19 protein-coding genes are annotated in these 22,405 nt (G+C 64.9%); 6 read left to right on the forward strand and 13 right to left on the reverse strand.

All coding sequences use genetic code 11. The features are described 5' to 3' along the window. Positions 1-4 precede the first annotated feature (4 nt). Positions 5-928 (reverse strand): tonB-system energizer ExbB, encoded by a 924-nt coding sequence (exbB, locus tag FJ988_RS13630; protein WP_140818412.1) that lies wholly within the window; start codon positions 926-928, stop codon positions 5-7. Positions 929-1,213: 285 nt separating this feature from the next. Between exbB and FJ988_RS13635 the strand changes: the two genes are divergently transcribed. Further along, positions 1,214-1,888, forward strand: coding sequence for a cysteine hydrolase family protein (locus FJ988_RS13635; protein ID WP_140818414.1), 675 nt, complete (start codon positions 1,214-1,216; stop codon positions 1,886-1,888). Between the two features lie 3 nt (positions 1,889-1,891). Here the strand turns inward: FJ988_RS13635 and FJ988_RS13640 are convergent, their stop codons facing one another. Together FJ988_RS13640 and FJ988_RS13645 are read right to left on the reverse strand one after the other, a co-directional pair. Continuing rightward, entirely contained in the window at positions 1,892-2,839 is a 948-nt protein-coding gene (locus FJ988_RS13640) for an LLM class flavin-dependent oxidoreductase (RefSeq protein ID WP_140818416.1), read from the reverse strand. A gap of 146 nt (positions 2,840-2,985) precedes the next feature. Continuing rightward, positions 2,986-3,135, reverse strand: a complete 150-nt coding sequence (locus FJ988_RS13645) for a hypothetical protein (protein WP_140818418.1) — start codon at positions 3,133-3,135, stop codon at positions 2,986-2,988. 291 nt (positions 3,136-3,426) lie between these two features. On the opposite strand from FJ988_RS13645, the gene FJ988_RS13650 reads away from it, so the two are divergent. Further along, on the forward strand, positions 3,427-4,194 hold the full coding sequence (locus FJ988_RS13650; RefSeq protein ID WP_140818420.1) for an SDR family NAD(P)-dependent oxidoreductase: 768 nt from the start codon (positions 3,427-3,429) through the stop codon (positions 4,192-4,194). A 164-nt stretch (positions 4,195-4,358) separates the two neighbouring features. Here FJ988_RS13650 and FJ988_RS13655 read toward each other — a convergent pair whose 3' ends face one another. The 6 genes from FJ988_RS13655 to FJ988_RS13685 form a co-directional block, all read right to left on the reverse strand. Next, positions 4,359-5,303 (reverse strand): ABC transporter permease, encoded by a 945-nt coding sequence (locus FJ988_RS13655; RefSeq protein ID WP_140818422.1) that lies wholly within the window; start codon positions 5,301-5,303, stop codon positions 4,359-4,361. Then, complete coding sequence (locus FJ988_RS13660) at positions 5,300-6,355, reverse strand: ABC transporter permease (protein ID WP_140818424.1); 1,056 nt, start codon at positions 6,353-6,355, stop codon at positions 5,300-5,302. Before FJ988_RS13660 ends, FJ988_RS13655 begins: the two co-directional genes overlap by 4 nt. Continuing rightward, a complete protein-coding gene (locus FJ988_RS13665; protein ID WP_140818426.1) occupies positions 6,355-7,875 on the reverse strand; it encodes an ABC transporter ATP-binding protein in 1,521 nt (506 codons plus the stop codon). Before FJ988_RS13665 ends, FJ988_RS13660 begins: the two co-directional genes overlap by 1 nt. 224 nt (positions 7,876-8,099) lie before the next feature. Continuing rightward, a complete protein-coding gene (locus FJ988_RS13675; protein ID WP_140818430.1) occupies positions 8,100-9,125 on the reverse strand; it encodes a BMP family protein in 1,026 nt (341 codons plus the stop codon). 239 nt (positions 9,126-9,364) lie between these two features. Continuing rightward, entirely contained in the window at positions 9,365-9,955 is a 591-nt protein-coding gene (locus FJ988_RS13680) for a hypothetical protein (RefSeq protein ID WP_140818432.1), read from the reverse strand. A gap of 44 nt (positions 9,956-9,999) precedes the next feature. Then, on the reverse strand, positions 10,000-10,614 hold the full coding sequence (locus FJ988_RS13685; RefSeq protein ID WP_140818434.1) for a TetR/AcrR family transcriptional regulator: 615 nt from the start codon (positions 10,612-10,614) through the stop codon (positions 10,000-10,002). Between the two features lie 78 nt (positions 10,615-10,692). Here FJ988_RS13685 and FJ988_RS13690 point away from each other — a divergent pair, with 78 nt between their 5' ends. After that, positions 10,693-11,976: an MFS transporter gene (locus tag FJ988_RS13690; protein WP_140818436.1), complete on the forward strand. Its 1,284-nt coding sequence runs from the start codon at positions 10,693-10,695 to the stop codon at positions 11,974-11,976. An 89-nt stretch (positions 11,977-12,065) separates the two neighbouring features. Here the strand turns inward: FJ988_RS13690 and FJ988_RS13695 are convergent, their stop codons facing one another. Next, entirely contained in the window at positions 12,066-12,353 is a 288-nt protein-coding gene (locus FJ988_RS13695; protein WP_246688531.1) for a hypothetical protein, read from the reverse strand. A 197-nt stretch (positions 12,354-12,550) separates the two neighbouring features. Between FJ988_RS13695 and typA the strand changes: the two genes are divergently transcribed. Further along, entirely contained in the window at positions 12,551-14,380 is a 1,830-nt protein-coding gene (gene typA / locus FJ988_RS13700; RefSeq protein WP_140818438.1) for a translational GTPase TypA, read from the forward strand. Between the two features lie 50 nt (positions 14,381-14,430). Here typA and FJ988_RS13705 read toward each other — a convergent pair whose 3' ends face one another. After that, entirely contained in the window at positions 14,431-15,057 is a 627-nt protein-coding gene (locus FJ988_RS13705; protein ID WP_140818440.1) for a DUF1062 domain-containing protein, read from the reverse strand. 605 nt (positions 15,058-15,662) lie between these two features. Between FJ988_RS13705 and FJ988_RS13710 the strand changes: the two genes are divergently transcribed. Then, positions 15,663-16,277 carry a LysE family translocator gene (locus tag FJ988_RS13710; protein ID WP_140818442.1) on the forward strand — a complete coding sequence of 205 codons (615 nt, stop codon included), beginning with the start codon at positions 15,663-15,665 and terminating at the stop codon, positions 16,275-16,277. A gap of 3 nt (positions 16,278-16,280) precedes the next feature. Here FJ988_RS13710 and FJ988_RS13715 read toward each other — a convergent pair whose 3' ends face one another. After that, positions 16,281-16,604 (reverse strand): YciI family protein, encoded by a 324-nt coding sequence (locus tag FJ988_RS13715; RefSeq protein ID WP_140818444.1) that lies wholly within the window; start codon positions 16,602-16,604, stop codon positions 16,281-16,283. A 190-nt stretch (positions 16,605-16,794) separates the two neighbouring features. Further along, the gene (locus FJ988_RS13720; protein ID WP_140818446.1) at positions 16,795-17,358 is read right to left on the reverse strand and encodes a peroxidase-related enzyme; all 564 of its coding nucleotides are present in this window, start codon (positions 17,356-17,358) and stop codon (positions 16,795-16,797) included. A 142-nt stretch (positions 17,359-17,500) separates the two neighbouring features. Here FJ988_RS13720 and FJ988_RS13725 point away from each other — a divergent pair, with 142 nt between their 5' ends. After that, a complete protein-coding gene (locus tag FJ988_RS13725) occupies positions 17,501-22,267 on the forward strand; it encodes an NAD-glutamate dehydrogenase (protein WP_140818448.1) in 4,767 nt (1,588 codons plus the stop codon). Positions 22,268-22,405: the final 138 nt, after the last annotated feature.

A 22,405-nucleotide genomic window follows, 5' to 3' on the forward strand; every position in this document is an offset into this window, starting at 1 on the left:
GCCCTTACTCCGCCGCCAGCGCCGTTGCCGGCGGTACGGTGCGAAAGTCGAGATCGCGGCTGACCAGGCGTTCGACGCCGGCCGAAGCGTCGGCGAGGATCTGCTTATAGCCGGCTATCGAGCGGGCAAAGACGTTGTAGATGACCACGGCGGGTATGGCCGCGACCAGGCCCATGGCGGTTGCGAGCAGCGCCTCCGCGATGCCCGGCGCCACCACCGCCAGATTGGTGGTCTGCGCCTGCGAGATGCCGATAAAGGCGTTCATGATGCCCCATACGGTGCCGAACAGGCCGACGAAGGGCGCCGTCGAGCCGATGGTGGCGAGCAGGCCGGTGCCGCGCGACATGCGCCGGAACGCTGCCGCCTCGATGCGCGACAGGCGGGAGGCGACGCGTTCCTTCAGGCCGTCGCCCGAGGCATGGTCGAGCGCGCCGGCCGAAAGCGCGCGCTCTTCCTCAGCCGCCCGCACCAGCAGCGCCCCCGGGCCACCGCCATGACCCAGCGCGCGGCCGGCCTGCATCAGCGTCGCGGCATCGCCGATCGCGCTGGCGGCGCGGCGGGCCCTCAGCTTGCCGGCGAAGATTTCCAGCGACTTGGCAAGCCAGATCGTCCAGGTGATCAGCGAGGCGAAGGCGAGGCCGACCATCACCGCCTTCACGACGATGTCGGCACTCATGAACATGCCCCAGGGCGACAAGTCGTGCGGCAGGGTCAGGGAAATGGATGGTTCATCGCCTGTGGCAGCGTTGGGAGGCGGCTGGATACCCGGTTGCGTCGGCGGTGCGGCCGGCGCCTGCTGCACGGATGTTTGCGTGGCCGGTGCGGCTGGCGCCTGCGCTGCCGGCGCCTGCTGTTCCTGCGCCGCGGCGACACCGGCCGTGAGAACGAGGGATGCGGCCAGCACCGCGAAAAGATCGTTTCGGGACAAGGCTCGCCCTCGCTTCATCATTGCACGTAACCGATCGGCCGGCCGGTGACGGGGTGTTTCAACACGCCCAACTCGACACCGGCATTCGCCTCCAATGCGGCGGCCGCCGTTCAAGACAGCCCATGCCGGTTGACTATGAAACATGAGTTTACGAGTCAACTCTAAAGGTGACTATTAAGATCAACAATTTGCCTGACGCCGTGCATACCACTTGGCATGCTGCAAGGTCTGGACGGCAAGACGGCCGCCGGGCACGATGCGCGGAGTGACCAAAGCAGGCGGACGATGATCAAGGCGAGACCGTTCGACTTCCCCTATGACGGCAGGCTGGAGCCTCAGCACACGGCCCTGCTGGCCATCGATCTGCAGGAGGATTTCCTGTCGCCGACCGGCTATTTCGCCAGGAAGGGGTATGATCCGTCACCGCTGCGCGCGATCCTTCCGGCGGTGAACAGCTTGATCGCAGCCGCCCGCGCAGCCGGCGCCACTATCGTCCACACCAGGCAGGGCTACCGCGCAGACATGGCCGACATGACGGCTTACGAGATATGGCGGCGCAAGCGAGCGGGGCTCGACGGGACCGACGTGCTGCTGCGCTCCGGCCCGGGTTTCCAGATCGTCTCGGACATCGAGGTCGCGCCGCAGGACATCATCGTCGACAAGACCTGCAACGGAGCCTTCACCTATACGGACCTGGAGCTGATCCTGCGGTCGCGAGGCATCACGCACCTGATGTTCACCGGCTGTACGACGGATGTGTGCGTGCACAGCACGCTGCGCGAGGCCTGCGACCGCAATTTCCAGTGCCTGACGATTTCGGACGCCTGCGCCAGCGGCGACCAATATGCGCATGAGGCCGCGCTTCATATGGTGACGGTCGAGGACGGTGTGTTCGGCGCGTTGGCGGATACGGACGCCGTACTTGCCGCGCTGTCTCAACTCGCGGGCGCAGCGCGGTAGTGGTCAGGCCGGCGCGCGGACGTCCGTCGGTACGGCGAATGCCGCCGGCTGCGGGATTTCCGCTTCCCGCCGCGCCAGCGAATTCGAGACCAGAGTGATCGTCTCGCGCCCGACGCGGGCGATCTCGCCGGCGCGGTCGATGCCGGTGATCATGAATTCCTCGATGCCGAGCGCAGCATAGGGCAAGAGCGCCAGCGCAATACGCGCCGGCGGCCCGGCAATATCGACTGCCCTGTGACCGGCGGCGCGGTCGGCGACGCCGGTCCAGCCCTCGGGGCGGATACGCACCGGAAGCGCGAAGCGCAGCTTCCCGGCACGGCCATGCTCGGCGGCAGCGCTGCGCACGCGCTCGATCATCTGCCTGACCTCGTCGGGCGAGCCGGCGGCCAGCTCGAAGACATCGGCATGGCGGCCTGCAACTCTCAGCGCCGTGCCGGACTGGCCGCCGAGGCGGATGGTCAGGTTGGCGCCATGCGGGCTCTTGCGCGGCACGAAGCCGCCCTTGACGCTATAGAAAGCGCCTTCATGGTCGAAAGGCCGGTCGTTCGACCACAGCCGCTTCAACAGCACCAGATATTCGTCGATGCGCTGCCAGACCACGCTGTGGCCGACCGGCCGCGCCTCGGCGTCCGAGTCTTCCAGCGGTTCGCTCAGCATGCGCAGCGACAGTCGGCCGCCGCTGCCGCGGTCGAGCGCCGCCAACTGCCTTGCCGCGACGGTCGGCTCGATCACGCCGGCCCAATGGGTCAGCACCACTTCGAGCGAACCGGTGCGGTCCAGCGTCTGGGCGGCGATGTCCATGTTGGTGAGCAGGCCGGCCGGATCGTCGACGACCAGCTTGCGGAAGCCGGCATCCTCGATCAGCGACAGCTTGGTCGCCGTGTCAGCGAAATCGTAGAAGAAACTGTTTTCGGCAGATTTGCCGGGAACATGCGTGAACTCGATCGGCATTGCCATCTCCTCCATCACGTTGGTCGCCCCGCTCCGAACCAAATTTCAACACCAAGCAGGCGCGCGACAGCGCACCGGCAATGGCCAGCCCTCAACTCCGGTTACTCAACTTTGATTTTTATTGCGGGGCCTTTGCCCCGATTGGCTCAGGGAATGATGCCCAGCACCACGGCGCCGGTGAACACGAAGGCAAGCGCGAAAACGACATAGGCGAAGGTGCCGCCATAAGCTGGCCGCCAGCTCTGGTCGGCGGTCAGCCTCTGGCCCTTGCGCTGCGCGTTCTGGATGTAGGTCATGGTCGAGCCTCCGTCACGGCCATTAATCTATAAAGTTAGTAGACTTTGTCGATTGCTATTTTCTCGCGATTTTTGGGACAGTGTTCTCGGATCAAGGCCGATCGTGGATTTTTTAACTCCGGCTTGCATGAAAAATCCGGCAGTCACTACCGGTCTCCAGCTGAAAATAGGTTGAAATCAGCATCTTGAGGTGCCTTCAGGCCCAATATCCTGTTGTTTCCAGTGGCCTTGGACGCCTCTCGCATGGAAGATAGCATCGTTAGCGGATCAGGGATTTCACGGGAGAAAGACATGGGTGGAAGGCTGGCGGGCAAGGTTGCCATCATATCGGGCGGCGCGACAGGGATGGGAGGGGCGGCTTCCGAGCTGTTCGCTGCCGAAGGCGCCAAGGTGGCGATCATCGACCGCAACGACGAGGCGGCGGGCAAGACCGCCGCGGCGATCCGGGCGCGCGGGCATGTCGCCGAGCATTTCCTCGCGGATGTCTCGGACGAAAGGCAAGTCGAAGCGGCGGTGAAGGCGGCGAGCGCCAAGCTCGGCCCGGTCACGGTGCTGTTCAACCATGCCGGCACGATCGTGATAAAGCCCTTCCTGGAAACGACGCTTCAGGAATGGGACTGGCTGCACGCCGTCAACGTGCGCTCGATGTTCCTGATGACGCGCGCGGTGCTGCCCGGCATGATCGCCGCCGGCGGCGGCTCGATCGTCTGCACCTCGTCGATCTCGGCGGTGGCGGCGACGCCCAACGAAGTGCTCTACGACACCACCAAGGGCGCCTGCCACATGTTCGCGCGGGCCATCGCCGTCGAGTTCCGCGACCGAAACATCCGCTGCAACGCCGTCTGCCCCGGCTTCATCCGCACGCCGCATGGCCTGCGCGAAGTGGCGGATCTCGGCAAGCTCGGCGTCGACGTCTCGGATGCGGCGCTTGCCGCCCAGCAGGGCCGCATCGGCGAGCCGGAAGAGGTGGCGAAGGCGGCGCTGTTCCTGGCCAGCGACGAATCGAGCTTCGTCAATGGTGCGCATCTGTTCGTGGATAACGCGTTTACGGCGATTTGAGGCTTTTCCTCGCCCCACGAAAGTGGGGAGAGGTGGCTCGGCGAAGCCGAGGCGGAGAGGGGAATGGCTCGACCTTCGCGAGAGTCGGGCGAAAATTCACCAGCGTCGCAGGCCCCTCTCCGGCCGCTTCGCGGCCACCTCTCCCCGCTTTGCAGGGTGAGGAACTACCGCTCCTCCCTTCGAAACGGCTTCAGCAGCGCCGAGGGCGCGACCGCGTTGCGCGACATGAAGGCCATGGCGACGATGGTGAAGATGAAGGGCAGCATCAGGAAGGCTTCATAGGGGATGTGGCCGAGGCCGCTCGCCTGCATGCGCAATTGCAGCGCATCGACGAAGGCGAAGAGCAGCGCGGCGCCGGCCGAGCGCCACGGGTCCCAGCGGCCGAACACGACCAGCGCGATCGCCACCCAGCCGCGGCCGGACACCACGCCGAAGGTGAAGGCGTTGAACTGCGCCATGGTGAGGAAGGCGCCGGCGAGCCCCATCAGCGCGCCGCCGAGGATCACCGCCTGGAAGCGCGTGGCGATGACGCTGACGCCCGCCGAATCCGCCGCGCGCGGGTTCTCGCCGACCATGCGCACCGACAAGCCCCATGGCGTGCGGTAGAGCACGAAGGCGGCGAGCGGGACGGCGATGATCGCCAGGTAAACGAGCGTGAACTGGCTGAAGACGGCGGGACCCAAGATCGGGATGTCCGACAGCAGCGGGATCGCCACCGGCTTGAAACCTTTGATGCTCGGCGGCACGGATTGCTGGCCGAAGATCAGCCGGTAGAGGAAATAGGCAAGGCCGGATGAGAACAAGGTCACGCCGATGCCGCAGACATGCTGGCTGAGGCCCAGCGCCACGGTGAACAGCGCATGCACCGCGCCCATCAGCATGCCGGTGAGCACGGCGACCAGCACGCCGAGCCACAGGCTGCCGCTGAGGCTGGCGGCAGTGAAGCCGGTCATGGCCGAAAGCAGAATGATGCCTTCGATGCCGAGATTGAGCACGCCGGCGCGCTCGGAGAACATTTCGCCGAGCGTGGCGAAGGCCAAAGGTGTGGCGATGCGGATGATGGCGGCGAGGAAGCCGACCTGGAAAATCTGCTCGAACACCGCGGTCATGCGGAGGCTCCGACGCGGCGTACGCGGTAGGCGGTGAAAAGCAGCGCCACCAGCATGGCAAGCAACGCCGTGCCCTGGATGACATCGCTGAGGAAAGCCGGCACGCCAGTCGCCCGCGACATCGCCTCGGCGCCGGTCATGACGGCGGCCAGGAAGACCGCCGCCGGTACGACGCCTAGCGGATTGAGCCGGGCGAGCATGGCGACGACGATGCCGGAATAGCCATAGCCCGGCGAGATGTCGCTCATCACCTGGAAATGCACGCCGCCGACCTCGCCGGCACCGGCCAGGCCGGCCAGCGCGCCGGAGAGCAGCGCTGTCGAGATGAGCACACGCTGCACGTTGATGCCGCCATAGCGTGCGGCTTCCGGGTTCTCGCCGGTGACGCGGATGCGGAAGCCGAGCGTGGTGCGTGCGATCAGGAACCAGCAGAGGGGCGCGGCGATCAGCGCCACGATGACGCCGAGATGCAGCCGTGTGCCCTCGATCAGCACCGGGAAATTGGCCGAATCCTCGATCGGCGGCGAGATCGGATAGCCGCTGAAGCTATCCTTCCACGGCCCCTCGATCAGCGCCATCAGCGCGTAATAGATGACCGAGTTGAGCAGCAGCGAGCTCACCACGTCGTCGACCTTGAACTTTATCCGCAACGTCGCCGGCACCAACGCGACGAGGGCGCCGGCGGCGGCACCCGCTACGGCCATCAAAAGCATGGCGAGATAACCAGGCATCGGGATGGCGCCGACGAAGCAACTTGCCACTGCGCCGGCGAGCAATTGGCCCTCGGCGCCGATGTTCCAGAATTTGGCGCGGAAGGCGATCGCCACGGCAAGGCCGGTGAAGATCATCGGGGCGGCGCGCACCAGCGTCTCGGTGATGGCGTAGCTGTCGCCGAGCGAGGCCGACAGCATCACGCCATAGGCCTCGACGATGTTGGCGCCGGCAACCGCGATCAGACCGCTGCACAGGATAAGCGTGGCGACGATGGCGATCAGCGGCAAAGCCAGGTTGAACCAGGCAGGCGTCGAACTGCGGGCTTCGAGGCGGAACATCAGGCGGCCTTCTCGGTGTGCCCGGCGCCGGTCATCATCAGGCCGAGTTTTGCGACGGTGGCCTCCGCGCCAGAGAGCGTGCCGGCGATGCGGCCCTCATACATCACCGCGATGCGGTCCGAGAGCATCAGCAATTCCTCGAGGTCCTCGCCGATGACGATGATGCCGCAGCCCTTGGCGCGCATGGCGAGAAACTTCTCGTGGATGAAGCGGGCGGCGCCGATGTCGAGGCCGCGTGTCGGCTGCGAGACGATAAGCACTTTCGGGTCGAAGGCGAGTTCTCGCGCCAGCAGCGCCTTCTGCAGATTGCCGCCGGAGAGCGCGCCGGCGCGCACCATCGGGCCGGGGCAGCGTATATCATAGGCCTTGATCTGTTCCTCGGCGAAGGCGCGGATGGCGGCCGGATTGAGCAGCCCCTTGCGGCTGAAGGCTTTGGTGCCGATGCGCGGCAGCACCATGGAGTCGGCAAGCGGCAGGTTGGTGACCAGGCCGGTAGTCATGCGGTCTTCCGGGATGCGGCCGAGCCCGAGCGCTTGCAATTCGCGCGGCGCGAATTGCGTGACCGTTTTGCCGGTTATGGTCATCGTGCCGGCTCTCGGCGGCAGCATGCCGGAAATGACATCAGCAAGCGCCCGCTGGCCGTTGCCGGAGACGCCGGCAATGCCGAGGATTTCGCCCGAGCGGACGAAGAGCGAGACGTCACGCAGCGGCGTGCCGGCATGGCCGGCGGTGGAAATGCGATCGAGCGTCAACACCGAGGCGCCGGGCGCCGAGGCAGCCTTGGTCGGCGGCACGATCTCGTGGCCGCACATCAATTCCGCCATCGCGGCCGAAGTCGTGTTGGCCGGGTCGTCGACGCGGCCGGCTACCTTACCATGCCTAAGAACCACGCAACGATGGGTGAGCGCCCGCACCTCGTTGAGCTTATGCGAGATGAAGATGATGCCGAGCCCCTGGCCGGCCATCGAGCGCAGGGCGGCGAACAGGCCATCGACTTCGCTGGGCGCCAGCACCGCGGTCGGCTCGTCGAGGATCAACAGCTTCGCGCCGCGAAACAGCGCCTTCATGATTTCCAGCCGCTGCTGCTCGCCGACCGACAATGCCGAAACAGGCAGGTTCGGGTCGAGGCTCAACCCATGCTGACGGCCGATCTCGGCCAGCCGCGCCAGGCCGCCGGCACGGTCGATGCGGCCGGACTTGCCGGGAATGCCGATCAGAAGGTTCTCCAGCACCGTCAGGCGCGGCGCCAGGTGAAAATGCTGATGCACCATGCCGATGCCGGCGGCCAAAGCATCGGCGGAATTGCGGATGGCGACCGGCTTGCCCTCCACCAGGATGTCGCCGGCGTCGGGCGCATAGGCGCCGAACAGCACGTTCATCAGCGTCGTCTTGCCGGCGCCGTTCTCGCCCAGAAGGCCGAGGATTTCGCCGGGCGCAACGCTGAGGTCGACGGCCTCGTTCGCCTTGACGGCGCCGAAGCTCTTGGTGATGCCGCGCATTTCGATGAGTGGGGCGGACAAGGGTGCTCCCTGGATTTGCGGCCAACCACGGAGGGCGGTGCGAGGCCCCCCTCTCTGGCCTGCCGGCCATCTCCCCCTCAAGGGGGGAGATCCGATGTCACGCCGGCCTTCGCCAATCGCCGACGTTGAAAGAGGAGCGCCAGCATCGAAGCTGCCAATCTCCCCCCTCGAGGGGGGAGATGCCCGGCAGGGCAGAGAGGGGGGCCTCGCGCCGCCCTCAGTCCTCAATCCGAAACCGGCGTGTTCTCGTCGACGTCGACGCGGAAATTGCCTTCCAGGATCTCGGCTTTCTTCTTTTCGACCAGGTCCTTGACCTCCGCCGGCAGCGTCTTGTCGAACTTGTGGTAGGGCGCGAGGAACGAACCGCCCTTGGCCATGCGCGAGAAGTCGCCATAGTCCTGCGCGGTGAAGACGCCGGCCTTGACCAGCTTGATGGCCTGCTCGACCGTCGGATACATGTCCCACACCGGGCCGGTGATCACCGTGTCCGGGCCAAGGCTCGACTGATCGGACATATTGGAGATGGCAAAAATCTTCTTCTCCACCGCCGCCTCGATGACGCCGAAGCGCTCGGCATAGATGACGTCGACGCCGGCATCGATCTGCGCCACCGCCGCTTCCTTGGCCTTCGGCGGATCGAAGAAGGAGCCGATGAAGGCGACCTTCTTCTTGATATTGGGATTGACCTCCTTGGCGCCGGCAAAGAAGGCGTTGACCAGCCGGTTCACTTCCGGAATGCCCATCGCCGCGACGGCGCCGACCGTGCCCGACTTCGACATCTTGCCGGCGATCAGGCCCGACAGATAGGCCGGCTCATGGATCCAGTTGTCGAAGACGCCGAAATTGGGTTCGGCCGGGCCGGCGCCCGAACCGAACAGCCAAGCCGTCTTAGGGAACTGCTTGGCCGTGCGGCGCGACTCGCGCTCGGCGGCGAAGGCGTCGCCCAGCACCAGCTGGTAACCGCCTTGCGCATATTCGCGCATGACGCGGCTGAAGTCGGCGGTCTGCACCTTCTCAGACCATTTGTATTCGATGCCCAGTTCCTTCTCGGCCTTCTGCAAGGCGACATGGATCTGGTTGTCCCACGGCTCCTCGATGGGCGTGGCGAAGATCGCCGCCACCTTCAGTTTCTTGTCCTTGGCGAATGCCGCGCCAGGCAGGACGGTAGCGGCGAGACCGAGCGCGCCGAGTTCCAGCACGTTGCGGCGCGACAGGCTCATGCGTTGCGTTTTGCTGCGTTGGTTTTCCATTGAAGTTCCCCTCTGCGCGACGGCCGTGTCGAGCCGGCCGTTCGAAATGTCAGACGGTGGGGACTATGGGCCGGTGGTTGAGTTTTGTCCACATGGTCAAATTTGGCTTGTGACGATAGGGGGCGATCCCTTCCTTCATCATCCACTGGCGAGACCGGCCAAGATCGCGCTCGGTGCGCGACGAATGGGAATCCGATCCGGCGTCGACCAGGTTTCGTAGTTCGTCGGGGAACTTCGCGTCAGTTATCCACCCGGCCGAAATCAGGCACCTTGCCGATGACCTCGCGCTTGTCCTTGCCGCAGGCGAATGTCCTTGCTTTTTCGTCGGCGAGCTTGCGCGCCTGATTGTTGGCGTCGGGGTTGCCGGTGGCCAGAACCAGGCCGACCGTGCAGCCTTCGTGCTGCTCGGGCTGCGCCACCTTGGCGACGACCAGCACATCGGTCGACTTCTTCTCGTCCTGCGGATCGCTTACCGAACGGCGGTGGATGGTGGCGAAAGGAACCGCCACGTCGCCCTTGGTCTCGATGCGCCATTCGACCTTGGGGCCGGAGCCATTGAAGGCGGAGAAGCTTTCCCAGACCGCGGTCATGTCGTCGGAGGGAAAGCCGTAGTAGACGGATTCGCGTGCGTCATCGTAGTTGATCAGCACGGGGTAGCCGCGATAGCCGGAGCAGGCGAGGTTCGCCCAGTCGCCGTCGCCCTGTTCGGCCTGGGCGTAGGTCACGCAATCCTTCTTCGAATCGAGATCGGTATAGGCGCTGGAAATGTCGCCGGCATGGGCTGCCTGGCAGAGACCGGCGAAGGCTAACGGGATCAGGAAAGCGCGCATGGCTGGCAACTCCGTTTCGAGCTGCCGGAGCCTAGCGCCAATCGCTATTTCTTCAAGCTGGCCTCAATAAGCAGGTCGGCGTTGCGCGCTACCGATGCCGCAGGCCCACCCTCGCCGAAGATCTGACCGCTAATATAGGCGCCCTCGATCAGAAGCAGCAGTCCGTCGCCGAGCGTGTCGGAGTCCGCAGCGCCCATACCCGCCGCCATGGCGCGCAGGCGACGGCGCAGTTCCTGCTTGTTGTTCTCGCTCACCACGCGGGCGGGATGGCCGTGCTCGGGATACTCCACCGCAGCATTGGTCATGCCGCAGCCGCGATAGTCCGGCTTCTGCGTGCGCTTGCCGACTCGGGTCAGGAAAGCGACGAGCTGCGCGCGCGGATTGCCCGGATGCGCGTCGACCGCCTCGTCGAAGCGCTGCCAGAATTCGAGGTCGTATTTGCGCAGGTAGGAGGCGGCGAGCTCGTCCTTGGAGGGGAAGCTGCGATAGAGGCTCGGCTTGGTGACGCCGGCTCGCCTGACGATCTCGTCGACGCCGATCGCCCTGATGCCTTCGCGATAGAACAGGTCGCGCGCGACATCGAGGATCTTGTCGGCGGCCTTCGGCGCCGGGGCGTGCGTTTCACTGACCGACGCTTCAATTTTATTGTCGGAAGACATTCAAACAACCTGCTTGACAATGTTACTGACCGGTACGTATGTAGAGCAATCCCCAATTGCAACGTACCGGTCAGTAACATGATAGCCCAGTCCCGTCCGTTTGGCCAGCGCTACGCCTTCGTCGTTGTTGGCGTCATTTTCTTCTGTCTGCTGATCGCGGCCGGGCTTCGTTCGGCGCCCTCGGTGATGATGGTGCCGCTCGAGGAAAGCTTCGTCTGGCGTCGCGACGTGATCTCCTGGGCCGCCAGCGTCGGTATCCTGCTCTATGGCCTGACCGGGCCGTTCGCCGCGGCACTGATGGAGCGCGTCGGACTGCGCCGCACGCTGCTCGGTGCACTGCTGTTAATGTCGGGCTCGACCGCGCTCAGCCTGTTCATGACGCAGCCCTGGCACCTGTTCGTCACCTGGGGCGTCTTTTCCGGCATCGGCTCCGGCGCGGTGGCGAGCGTGCTTGGCGCGACCATCGTCAACCGCTGGTTCAAGACCAATCGCGGGTTGATGATGGGCCTGATGTCGGCCTCCAGCGCCACCGGCATGCTGATCTTCCTGCCGGTGATCGCCTCGCTGGCGCAGAACGGCGGTTGGAAGCCGGTGGCGATCGCCGTGGCAATCGCGACGGCGGCGCTGATACCGTTCGTGCTCCTGCTGGTGCCCGAGCGCCCGGCTTCGATAGGCCAGGTGCGCTACGGCGCCGAACCGGACGATGTGCCGCCGGTATCGCCCGCATCGCAAGGCAATTTCCTGGCGCATACGCTGAACACGCTGCGCCGCGCCGCCGGCACCAGGGTGTTCTGGTATCTGTTCGCCACCTTCTTCATCTGCGGCTTCACCACCAACGGCCTGGTCGGCACGCATCTCATCGCGTTTTGCGGCGACATGGGCATCCCCGAAGTTCAGGCGGCCGGGTTGCTGTCGCTGATGGGCATTTTCGACCTGATCGGCACGACCTTGTCCGGCTGGCTGACAGACCGCTTCGATCCGCGCAAGCTGCTCGGCGTCTATTATGCCATCCGGGGCCTGTCGCTGATGTACCTGCCCTATTCCGGCTTCTCAGGAACCAGCCTGATCATCTTCGCCGTGCTCTACGGTCTCGACTGGATCGCCACCGTGCCGCCGACTCTGCGGCTCGCCAACGAAGCCTTTGGCGACCGCAGCGGCCCGATCGTGTTCGGCTGGATCGTCGCCGGACACCAGATCGGCGCGGCTGCAGCTGCGGCGTTCGGCGGCACGATGCGCGAGCTGCAGGGCAATTACGAACTGGCGTTCCTGATCGCCGGCATGACGGGGATTGCGGCGGCGTGTATTTCTCTGCTGATCAATACGAGCCGGCCGGCGTTTGATCCGGAGCCGCAGGCGGCTTAAGGCGCGTTTCTCCCGTCCTTGTTGGATAGCCCCGCAGGGCGCAGGGGCGCAAAAGACCGCTATGTTGCCGTGTTCCTGTACGGCAAATATCAATCCGGATAGCAGATCTTCGGAATGTTCGGCCAGACCGCCGTGTCGCAGTTGGCGTCCTTCTGGCGCTGCTTGAAGGCGGCGCTGACCGGGCCGGTGACGACCGGGTCAACGCCGTCGGGGGCGTCGGCGAACATCTGTTCGGCGGTCTGGGCGTCGTCCGGGCGGGCCGGATTGGCGTCGCGCAGCACGGCGGCCGATTGCGCGGCGCCGGCCGCGATCACGACGGCAAGCGTTGCCCACGTCAAAACCGGACGCAATCTGGCGATATGATCGGTCATAGACATCGAACTGCCCGGCCCCTCAAAGGTTCCGCCTTGGTTAACAGAATCATTTCACACCAAGACGTTTAAGAATCAGTGACCATGTATTTGGGGAAGGCCCTCCCCTTTCGCAATTGCGAAAAACCCTGTATGAGCCGCGCAACCGAAAAAGGCGGCGCTTTTCAAGCCTGCTGCCTGCAACGTTCCCGAGACCAGACAAAATGAACCTTCGTAATATCGCGATCATCGCGCACGTCGACCATGGCAAAACCACGCTGGTCGACCAGCTCCTGAAACAGTCCGGCGCCTTCCGCGACAACCAGCGCGTCGCCGAGCGCGCCATGGATTCCAACGACCTCGAAAAAGAGCGCGGCATCACCATCCTGGCCAAGGCGACCTCGGTCGACTGGCACGGCACCCGCATCAACATTGTCGACACGCCCGGACACGCCGATTTCGGCGGCGAGGTGGAGCGCATCCTGTCGATGGTGGATTCGGCCATTGTTCTGGTCGACGCCGCCGAAGGCCCGATGCCGCAGACCAAGTTCGTCGTCGGCAAGGCGCTGAAGGTCGGCTTGCGTCCGATCGTCGTCATCAACAAGATCGACCGGCCGGACGCCCGCCATATCGAAGTGGTCAACGAGGTGTTCGACCTGTTCGCCGCGCTCGACGCCACCGACGAGCAGCTCGACTTCCCGATCCTCTACGGTTCCGGACGCGACGGCTGGGTCTCCGAGAACCCGGAAGGCCCGAAGGACCAGGGCCTGGCGCCGCTGTTCGACCTCGTCGTCAAGCATGTACCGGCGCCGACCGTGCATCCCGGCGCGTTCCGCATGATCGGCACCATCCTCGAAGCCAATCCGTTCCTCGGCCGCATCATCACCGGCCGCATCGAATCCGGCTCGCTGAAGGCCAACCAGGCGGTCAAGGTGCTGCACCATGACGGCACGCAGATCGAGACCGGCCGTGTCTCGAAAATCCTTGCCTTCCGTGGCCTCGAGCGCCAGCCGATCGACGAAGCCCAGGCGGGCGACATCGTCGCCATTGCCGGTCTCTCCAAGGGTACTGTCGCCGACACGTTCTGCGATCCGGCGGTGAGCGAGCCGCTGCATGCGCAGCCGATCGATCCGCCGACGGTGACCATGTCCTTCCTCGTCAATGACAGCCCGCTTGCCGGCACCGAGGGCGACAAGGTGACCAGTCGCGTCATCCGCGACCGCCTGCTGCGCGAGGCCGAGGGCAATGTCGCACTGAAGATCGAGGAATCGGCGGAGAAGGATTCCTTCTTCGTCTCCGGCCGCGGCGAATTGCAGCTCGCGGTGCTGATCGAGACGATGCGCCGCGAGGGCTTCGAGCTCGCCGTGTCGCGCCCGCGCGTCGTCATGCAGAAGGGCGAGAACGGCGAATTGCTGGAGCCGGTCGAGGAAGTCGTCATCGACGTCGACGAGGAGCATGCCGGCGTCGTCGTGCAGAAAATGTCGGAGCGCAAGGCCGAAATGGTCGAGCTGCGCCCCTCCGGCGGCAACCGCCAGCGCCTGGTCTTCCACGCGCCGACGCGCGGCCTGATCGGCTACCAGTCGGAGCTTCTGACCGACACGCGCGGCACAGCGGTGATGAACCGGCTGTTCTTCGCCTATGAGCCCTATAAGGGCGAATTGCCCGGCCGCACCAACGGCGTGCTGATCTCCAACGAACAGGGCGAGTCCGTCGCTTATGCCATGTGGAACCTGGAAGACCGCGGCCCGATGATCATCGATCCGGGCGTCAAGGTCTATCAGGGCATGATCATCGGCATCCATAGCCGCGACAACGACCTCGAAGTGAACGTGCTCAAGGGCAAGAAGCTCACCAACATCCGCGCCGCCGGCAAGGACGAGGCGGTGAAGCTGACGCCGCCGATCCGCATGACGCTGGAGCGCGCGCTGGCCTGGATCCAGGACGACGAGCTGGTCGAGGTGACGCCCAAGACCATACGTCTGCGCAAGCTCTATCTCGACCCGAACGAGCGCAAGCGTTTCGAAAAGGCCGCCAAGGTGATGGGCGCGGCTTAGGAATTCCGCACAACGGTTCAAAAGAGGGAGCAATGCTCCCTCTTTTCGTTTCAGCCGCGCGCGGCCGAGAGAATGGCGTTGCAATCTGCCTCTCCGGTCAGGTCGATGTCGACAGCCACGCCGTTCCAAACCGGCTTGCGCACGGCCCTGGCGCCGTGCGGGTCGATCTTCAGGCGCTTTCGCTCTTCCCAGCGTTGCAGCCTGGATCGCGAGATGCCGAGCTCGCCGGCGAGCAGACGGTCGAGCCGGAGCGATATCGGCGTCTCTACCCCCAGCCGAAGCTCCAGCGTGGTCGCTTCTTCCCCCGCGCCGCCGAGCACCTGCTTGCGCACAGAGACATCCGGGAATTCTTCGACCCGTCCTGCCCGGCCGCGCAGCGCAACGACATCGAAGGCGTGGCGTCGCGCCAGCGCCGGATCGTTGCTTTCGAGCGCCCGCAGCAGCGCCGGCTCGATATCCTTGCGGTTGCGGCGTTCGAAAATGCCGAAATTCCAGGAATTCTCGCAGGCCGTGCAACGGTAGATCAGCCAGACGTCGATGCGCTTACCGTTGGCGTTGACGCGGAATTTTTCGCTGCATTGATACGGCCTGACGCCGCCGCAGCGGTTGCAGTTGATGAGAGGCCGAGGCGCGATTGCGGGCGCGATAGTCCAGCGGACAGACAAGGTAGAAGACATGCCGGTAGGCCCTTCCCGTCGGGAAGTCCGTCAGGCCGGCAATGTCCGAGATGCCCATGCGGGCACGGCGTGGCGAAAGACTGCATTAGTGGGTAGTCAGGCGTCGGCAAAAGTTGCGCACGACGGCGGCTCAGCAATGCCAAACCGGTCTCGAACCGCCGCCTGAAGAACACATGAGATGAAGCAGACGCGCCAATGGCTGCGCCTACGGTGCATTCGGGGAGTTGGCGAGACCGGCGGTTACTGAGGCAAAGTGAAGCTCGAAAATTTATGTCGGGCGGGTCTTCTAGACGTGAGGCGGTAAAGGAGCAAGGGCTAACCACGGATGTTGGCGCTGCCCCTCATTGCCCTGCCGGGCATTTCTCCCCGTAAACGGGGAGAAAGAGGCTGGCCGCGGCGCCGGCGCCCATTCTGCGACGTTTGCGATTGGCGGCGGCGGCATCGTCCTTCGCCCCGTTTACGGGGAGAAGGTGCCCGAAGGGCGGATGAGGGGCGGCGCCGGCGTTGGCAGTAATTGTCTCCTTGCTCGACCACCGCACCTTGCCCGGCGTGCCAAATCCGCTCCGATCGGGTATCGTCTGTCCCTGCCCACAGGAAGCGCGCCCATGCATTTCACCTCGCTGCTGATCTTCGCCGCCGCCCTCTTCGTCGCGGCCGGTTCGCCAGGGCCGTCGATCGCGGCGCTCGTGGCGCGCGTCATCGCGAAAGGGTTTCGCGATGTCTTCCCGTTCCTGCTGGCGATGTGGATCGGTGAGGCCGTCTGGCTGTCGCTGGCGGTGTTCGGGCTCGCCGTCGTGGCGCAGACCTTCCACTATGCCTTCGTCGTCGTGAAATGGGTGGGCGTCGCCTATCTCGCTTATCTGGCGTTCAAGATGTGGACGGCGCCGGTCGAGGCGAAGGAAGGCGAGATGCCGCGCGAGGATTCGCCTTTGAAACTGTTCTTTGCCGGCATGGCGGTCACATTAGGCAACCCGAAGATCATGATGTTTTATCTGGCGCTGCTGCCGACCATCATCGACCTTGCCTCCGTTAGCGTGGTCGGCTGGGTCGAGCTGACGCTCACCATGGCCATCGTGCTGGTGGTCATCGACCTCGCCTGGGTGCTGGCGGCGGCGCAGGCGCGCAAGCTCCTGAAGAGCAGGCGCGCCATGAAGATCGCCAACCGCGTCAGCGCCACGACGATGGCGGGCGCCGCCGCGGCAATCGCTGCCCGTTCTTGAGCGCTACATCATCTCGATGATCGGCGCGATCTCGACGCTGAAGGCAGGGTCCATCAGGATCGGGCAATCCTTGGCCTTGGCGACGGCGTCGTCGATGTCCCTGGCTTCGACGACCGTGTAGCCGGCGGTCGGGTTGCTGCCGCCATTGTTCTCGATCTTGCCGCTCGACAGCACCGTCTTTGACATGCCGACCGGATTGCCGCCGTCGACCACGGCCGAGCCGAGCTTGTCGTACCAGCCCGTCCAGGCATCCATCGCCGCTTTGCGTTCGGCTTCATCGGCCGGCATCTTGCCGGAGCCGTGATAGACATAGAGAAATTTCGCCATGTTCTCCTCCCTGTCGGCGGCGTCGAACCGGCATGCGGCCAAGCCGCTTGCGATACGCAGCGATGCTGCAGTCCGATATGCAGCGATGCTGCAATCGTGGATATGCGGCTGCGCCGCAATCCTGATCATCGGACCAAACAGTGCGGCGGGCAATGAAAAATTCGATATCGCTAATGTAAGACCCGCGGCCCTATCGGGCCATGGCGTGGTATTCGTCGTTCGGCCGCATATCGATCGCCGCGGCCACCCGGTTGGACATGTTGAAGAAGGCAGCGGTCGAGGCGATGTCCCAGATGTCGCGGTTGCTGAACCCGGCCTCGCGCAAGGCAGCGCGGTCGGCCTCCACGATCCGGGCCGGCTCCTCAGTCAGCTTGACGGAGAATTCGAGCATCGCCGTCTGCTTCGGCGTAAGGTCGGCGGCGCGGAAATTCATCACCATCATCTCGCCGAGGGCCGGGTCGCCCGACAGCTGGCGCACGGCCGCGCCATGCGCGGTGAGGCAGTAGTAGCAATGGTTGATCGAGGAGACGACCACCGCGATCATCTCCCGCTCAAGCTTCGACAGGCCGGATTCGCCCAGCATCAAATCATTGTACATGTCGGTGAAGGCGCGCAGCTTCTTCTCGTCGAAGGCATAGGCTTTGAGCACATTGGGCACCAGGCCGAGCTTCTCCTCGCATTTGGCGAAATAGGCTTTCGTCGCCTCGCTGAGCTCGGCCTGAGCCAGGTCGAGCGCTGTAATCCTATCGGTCATCGTTCCTCCCTTCGCCTGCAAAGGACGCCGGCTCATCCGCGGACACGTCATTTTTCTTTGAACGCCGTCAAACCTTTGTCGCCAAACAGCGGTCATCTGGCTACCATAGAAACAAAAGCATAAGACGGGAGGGAATAACGTCATGGCCAGCGTAAAATCCAAGCCGAAGAAGAAAACCGCCAAGGCAGAGGAGAAACCCGCCAGGCTTGCCGATTACCTGCTCGCCCGGGCGCCGGCGGAAGACGTCGCGGCCTATGACGCGGCCGACCTGGGACGCGCGGGCGCGTTTGCCGCCCAGGCGGTCGCCAAGCACAAGAAAGGCGAAAGCGTCGTCGCTGTGGAAGCCGACCCGGGCGTCGCCTGCGACGGCCGGCCGGTATCGGTCATCACCGTCGTCAACGACAACATGCCGTTCCTGTTCGATTCGATCCTCGGCGAGATCACCGAGACATCCGGCGAGCCGACGCTGGTCACCCATCCGATCGTCAGCGTGCGCCACGGCAAGACCGGCGCCGAGGTCGTCGGCGACGGCGGCAAGGAGGACGACGGCCACGACCGGCTGAGCGTCGTCCATGTCCATATTCCCCGGCTCAACGCCGAGCAGGCAAAGAGCCTGACCGAGCGGCTGCGCAAGATGCTATCGCAGGTCCGCGCCGCCGTGGTCGACTGGAAGCGCATGCTCGCCCGCCTCGACCAGGCGATTTCGGAATTCCGCTATACGGCCGTGCCGCTCGACAAGAAGAGCGTCGCCGAGGCGATCGCCTTCCTCGAATGGCTGCGCGACGACAATTTCACCTTCCTCGGCATGCGCGAGTTCAAATATGTCGGCGGTGAGGAAAGCGGCAATCTGGAGCGCGCCGAAAAGCCCGGCCTCGGCATCCTCTCCGATCCGGACGTGCTGGTTCTGCGGCGCGGCACCGAGGCGGTGACGACGACGCCGGAGATCCGCGCCTTCCTGCACGGGCCGGAGCCGCTGATCGTCACCAAGGCCAACGCCAAGTCGCTGGTGCATCGCCGCATCTATCTCGATTACATCGGCATCAAGACCTACACGGCGAAGGGCGCGCTGGCGGGCGAGTTGCGCATCGTCGGCCTGTTCACCTCGACCGCCTACACACGCTCGGTGATGAAGATCCCCTATCTGCGCTCGAAGGCCGAGACGGTGATTGCGAAATCCGGCTTCGATCCGCACGATCATTCCGGCAAGGCGCTGATCAACATCCTGGAAAGCTATCCGCGCGACGAGCTGTTCCAGGTTCCGATCCCGATCCTGCGCAAGCATGCCGTCGCCATTCTCGGCCTGATCGAGCGGCCGCGCGTCAGGGCGCTGGTGCGCGTCGACCAGTTCGACCGCTTCGTTTCGATCCTCGTCTTCGTGCCGCGCGACCGTTACGACAGCGTCGTGCGCGAGAAGGTCGGCACCTATCTCAAAACCGTGTTCGAGGGCCGGCTGTCGGCCTATTACCCGGCCTTTCCCGAGGGCGGGCTGGCGCGCGTCCATTTCATTATCGGCCGCTCCGGCGGCAAGACGCCGAAGGTCGAGCAGGCGACGATCGAAGCGGCGATCCGCGACATCGTGCGCACCTGGGAGGACGCACTGTCGGAGGCTGCGGAACAGGCCGGCAGCGATCCGGCGCTGAAGGCAATCGCGGCGCGCTTCCCCGAAAGCTATCGCGATAGCTTCTCGGCCGCCGTGGCGCTCGCCGATGCCGGGCGCATTGCAAAAATCAGCGCCGACAATCCGATCGCCATCGACTATTACCGCCATGCCGACCAGAAGCCACACCAGGCGGCGCTGAAAATCTACCATTTCGGCAGCCCTGTCGCGCTGTCGCGGCGCGTGCCGGTGCTCGAAAACATCGGCTTCCGCGTCATCAGCGAGCGTACCTTCGAGGTTGGCGGCGACCCGGCCGGCGCGGTCTTCGTTCACGACATGGAACTCGAGAACAGCTACGGCAAGCCGATCGACCTCACCGATGGCGGCGGGCTGTTCGAAGATGCTTTCCTGTCAGTATGGCGCGGCGAGGTCGACAATGACGGCTATAACGGCCTGGCGCAGACCGCCGGGCTGTGGTCGGGCGAGGTCACCATCCTGCGCGCCTATGGCCGCTATCTGCAGCAGGCCGGCATCCCGCAAAGCCAGGATTTCATCGCCGCCGCACTCAACCGCTATCCGGAGATCGCCCGCGGCCTGCATGCGCTGTTCGTCGCCCGGCTCGGACCGACGGCGGAGGGCGAGGGCGTGGTCGCGGCCAAGCACCTCAAGGCCAAGATCAAGGACGCCTTGGAAGAGGTGCCCAACATCGACGATGACACCATCATCCGCCGCTACCTCAATCTGATCGAAGCCTCGATACGCACCAATCATTTCGTAGCCGATACGAAGGAGAAAGGGCAGTCGCTGGCGATCAAGCTCGACTCGCATGCGGTCGAAGGCCTGCCGGCGCCGAGGCCGTGGCGCGAGATCTTCGTCTATGGCTCCGAGGTCGAGGGCGTGCATCTGCGTTTCGGCCCGGTGGCGCGGGGCGGGTTGCGCTGGTCGGACCGCGCTCAGGACTATCGCACCGAGGTGCTCGGCCTGGTCAAGGCGCAGCAGGTCAAGAACGCCGTCATCGTGCCCGTCGGCGCCAAGGGCGGCTTCTTCCCGAAGCGACTGCCGGTCGGTGGCAGCCGCGACGCCATCTTTGAGGCCGGCACCTCGGCCTACAAGAATTTCGTCTCCAGCCTTCTGTCGATCACCGACAATATCGGCGTCGACGGCGTCATCCCGCCGGCCGGCGTGGTGCGGCGCGACAAGGACGATCCGTATTTCGTCGTCGCCGCCGACAAGGGCACGGCGACCTTCTCCGACACCGCCAACGCGATTTCCGAAAAGCATCATTTCTGGCTGGACGACGCCTTCGCCAGCGGCGGCTCGGCCGGCTACGACCACAAGAAGATGGGCATTACCGCCAAGGGCGCCTGGGAAGCGGTCAAGCGGCATTTCCGCGAGATGAACCGCGACATCCAGACCTCTCCCTTCACCGTTGTCGGCGTCGGCGACATGTCGGGCGACGTGTTCGGCAACGGCATGCTGTTGTCGCCGGCCACCAAGCTGATCGCCGCCTTCGACCATCGCGACATCTTCATCGATCCCGATCCCGATATGGCGGCCTCGATGGCCGAACGCCAGCGCATGTTCGCGCTGCCGCGTTCGTCCTGGCAGGACTATGACAAGTCGAAACTGTCTGAAGGCGGCGTCATCGTCTCGCGCAACCAGAAATCGATCACGCTGCCTGCGGCGGCAGCCGCCGCGATCGGACTGGCCAAGACCACCGCGACGCCGGTCGAGATCATGAACGCCATCCTCAAGGCGCCGGTCGACCTTCTGTGGTTCGGCGGCATCGGCACCTATGTCAGGGGCTCGGGCGAAACCAACGCCGATGTCGGCGACCGCGCCAACGACGCCATCCGCGTCACCGCGCTCGATATCCGGGCGAAAGTGATCGGTGAGGGCGCCAATCTCGGCGTCACGCAGCGCGCGCGCATCGAGTTCGGCCTGAATGGCGGCCGCTGCAATTCCGACGCCATCGACAATTCGGGCGGCGTCAACTGCTCGGACGTCGAGGTCAACATCAAGATCGCGCTGGCGTCCGCCATGCGCAAAGGCTCGCTGACCAGGCCGGCGCGCAACAAGCTGCTCGCCGAGATGACCGACGAGGTCGGTGCGCTGGTGCTCTCCAACAATTACCAGCAGACGCTGGCGCTGTCCTTGGCGCGCAAACGCGGCCTTGCCGACATCGCCCACCAGGCGCGTTTCATGACGGCGCTGGAAGCGCGCGGCCTGCTCGACCGGGCGGTCGAAACGCTGCCTTCGCCGGCTGCGCTTGCCGAGCGCGAGGCGCGCGGCGAGCCGCTGACCCGGGCCGAGCTCGGCGTGCTGCTTGCCTATGCCAAGATCGTGCTGTTCTCCGACATCGTCGCCAGTGACGTGCCGGACGAACCGCATTTCGACCGCGACCTGATGGGCTATTTCCCGGAGCGCATGGCGAAGAAGTTTGCCGGCGAGATCCGCGACCACAGGCTGCGGCGCGAGATCATCACCCGCGTCATCGCCAACGATCTCGTCAATCGCGGCGGCCCGTCCTTCGTCAACCGGCTGCAGGAAGCGACGGGCCGCACCGCGGCGGATGTCGTGCGCACTTTCGCGGTGGTGCGCGACGGTTTTGCGTTGCCTTCGCTCTACAAGGAGATCGACGCGCTCGACAACCAGATCGACGGCCAGATCCAGCTCGATCTCTACCAGTCGGTCAGCCGGCTGATCTTCGTGACCAGCGGCTGGTACCTGAAGAACGAAGCGGGTTCTGTGCCGCTTGGGCAGCGCATCGCGGAGCTGCAGGAGGCGCGCAAGGCGCTGGAGCCGAAGCTGACGTCGCTGTTGCCGGCCTTCTCGCGCGAGCGCATCGAGGAGCAGCGGCATGGGCTGTTCAAGGGCGGCGCGCCCGAGAAACTGGCCGAGAAGCTGGCGCTTACCGAGGTGAGCGAGTTGATCCCGGACATCGCGCTCGCCGCGCGCACGGCCAATGCCGATATCGTCAGCGCGGCGAAGGCATTCTTCGCCGTCAGCGACGCCTTCCGCATCCCGCGCGTCGAGGAAGCGGCACGCTCGATCATGCCGCCGGACTATTACGACCAGCTGGCGCTGTCGCGCGCCACCGACACGATCGGCGCCGCGCGGCGCGGCATCGCGGTGTCGGCGCTGAGCGGATACGGCAAGGCGGCGGATCCCGTCGCGGCCTGGCTGGAGGCCGGCGGCGAGCGCGTCGCACGCATCCGCGAGCGGCTGCAGGCGCTGACCGAAGGCGGCGACATCACCGTGTCGCGGCTGTCGGTGGCGTCCGGCCTGATGAGCGACCTGACGGGGATTTGATTCCTCGCCCCACGCAGTGGTTACGCTACGCACAGTTCTTCTGTAACTGGCGTGACTGATCGGCCGAAGGCTTGATTGCCAGGTGGTTCCCCCAATCCGTCGCTGCTTCGCAGCGCCACCTTTCCCCCCTCCGGAGGG

Origin of the sequence: Mesorhizobium sp. CU3, from assembly GCF_006442965.1 — a bacterium.
Classification (GTDB): domain Bacteria; phylum Pseudomonadota; class Alphaproteobacteria; order Rhizobiales; family Rhizobiaceae; genus Mesorhizobium.

Bases quoted from the DNA above. Each gene is read 5' to 3' on its own strand.
- FJ988_RS13635 (WP_140818414.1), top strand. From the start codon at position 1,214: ATGATCAAGGCGAGACCGTTCGACTTCCCCTATGACGGCAGGCTGGAG.
- FJ988_RS13640 (WP_140818416.1), bottom strand. From the start codon at position 2,839: ATGCCGATCGAGTTCACGCATGTTCCCGGCAAATCTGCCGAAAACAGT.
- FJ988_RS13645 (WP_140818418.1), bottom strand. From the start codon at position 3,135: ATGACCTACATCCAGAACGCGCAGCGCAAGGGCCAGAGGCTGACCGCC.
- FJ988_RS13650 (WP_140818420.1), top strand. From the start codon at position 3,427: ATGGGTGGAAGGCTGGCGGGCAAGGTTGCCATCATATCGGGCGGCGCG.
- FJ988_RS13655 (WP_140818422.1), bottom strand. From the start codon at position 5,303: ATGACCGCGGTGTTCGAGCAGATTTTCCAGGTCGGCTTCCTCGCCGCC.
- FJ988_RS13660 (WP_140818424.1), bottom strand. From the start codon at position 6,355: ATGTTCCGCCTCGAAGCCCGCAGTTCGACGCCTGCCTGGTTCAACCTG.
- FJ988_RS13675 (WP_140818430.1), bottom strand. From the start codon at position 9,125: ATGGAAAACCAACGCAGCAAAACGCAACGCATGAGCCTGTCGCGCCGC.
- FJ988_RS13680 (WP_140818432.1), bottom strand. From the start codon at position 9,955: ATGCGCGCTTTCCTGATCCCGTTAGCCTTCGCCGGTCTCTGCCAGGCA.
- FJ988_RS13685 (WP_140818434.1), bottom strand. From the start codon at position 10,614: ATGTCTTCCGACAATAAAATTGAAGCGTCGGTCAGTGAAACGCACGCC.
- FJ988_RS13690 (WP_140818436.1), top strand. From the start codon at position 10,693: ATGATAGCCCAGTCCCGTCCGTTTGGCCAGCGCTACGCCTTCGTCGTT.
- FJ988_RS13695 (WP_246688531.1), bottom strand. From the start codon at position 12,353: ATGTCTATGACCGATCATATCGCCAGATTGCGTCCGGTTTTGACGTGG.
- typA (WP_140818438.1), top strand. From the start codon at position 12,551: ATGAACCTTCGTAATATCGCGATCATCGCGCACGTCGACCATGGCAAA.
- FJ988_RS13705 (WP_140818440.1), bottom strand. From the start codon at position 15,057: ATGTCTTCTACCTTGTCTGTCCGCTGGACTATCGCGCCCGCAATCGCG.
- FJ988_RS13710 (WP_140818442.1), top strand. From the start codon at position 15,663: ATGCATTTCACCTCGCTGCTGATCTTCGCCGCCGCCCTCTTCGTCGCG.
- FJ988_RS13715 (WP_140818444.1), bottom strand. From the start codon at position 16,604: ATGGCGAAATTTCTCTATGTCTATCACGGCTCCGGCAAGATGCCGGCC.
- FJ988_RS13720 (WP_140818446.1), bottom strand. From the start codon at position 17,358: ATGACCGATAGGATTACAGCGCTCGACCTGGCTCAGGCCGAGCTCAGC.
- FJ988_RS13725 (WP_140818448.1), top strand. From the start codon at position 17,501: ATGGCCAGCGTAAAATCCAAGCCGAAGAAGAAAACCGCCAAGGCAGAG.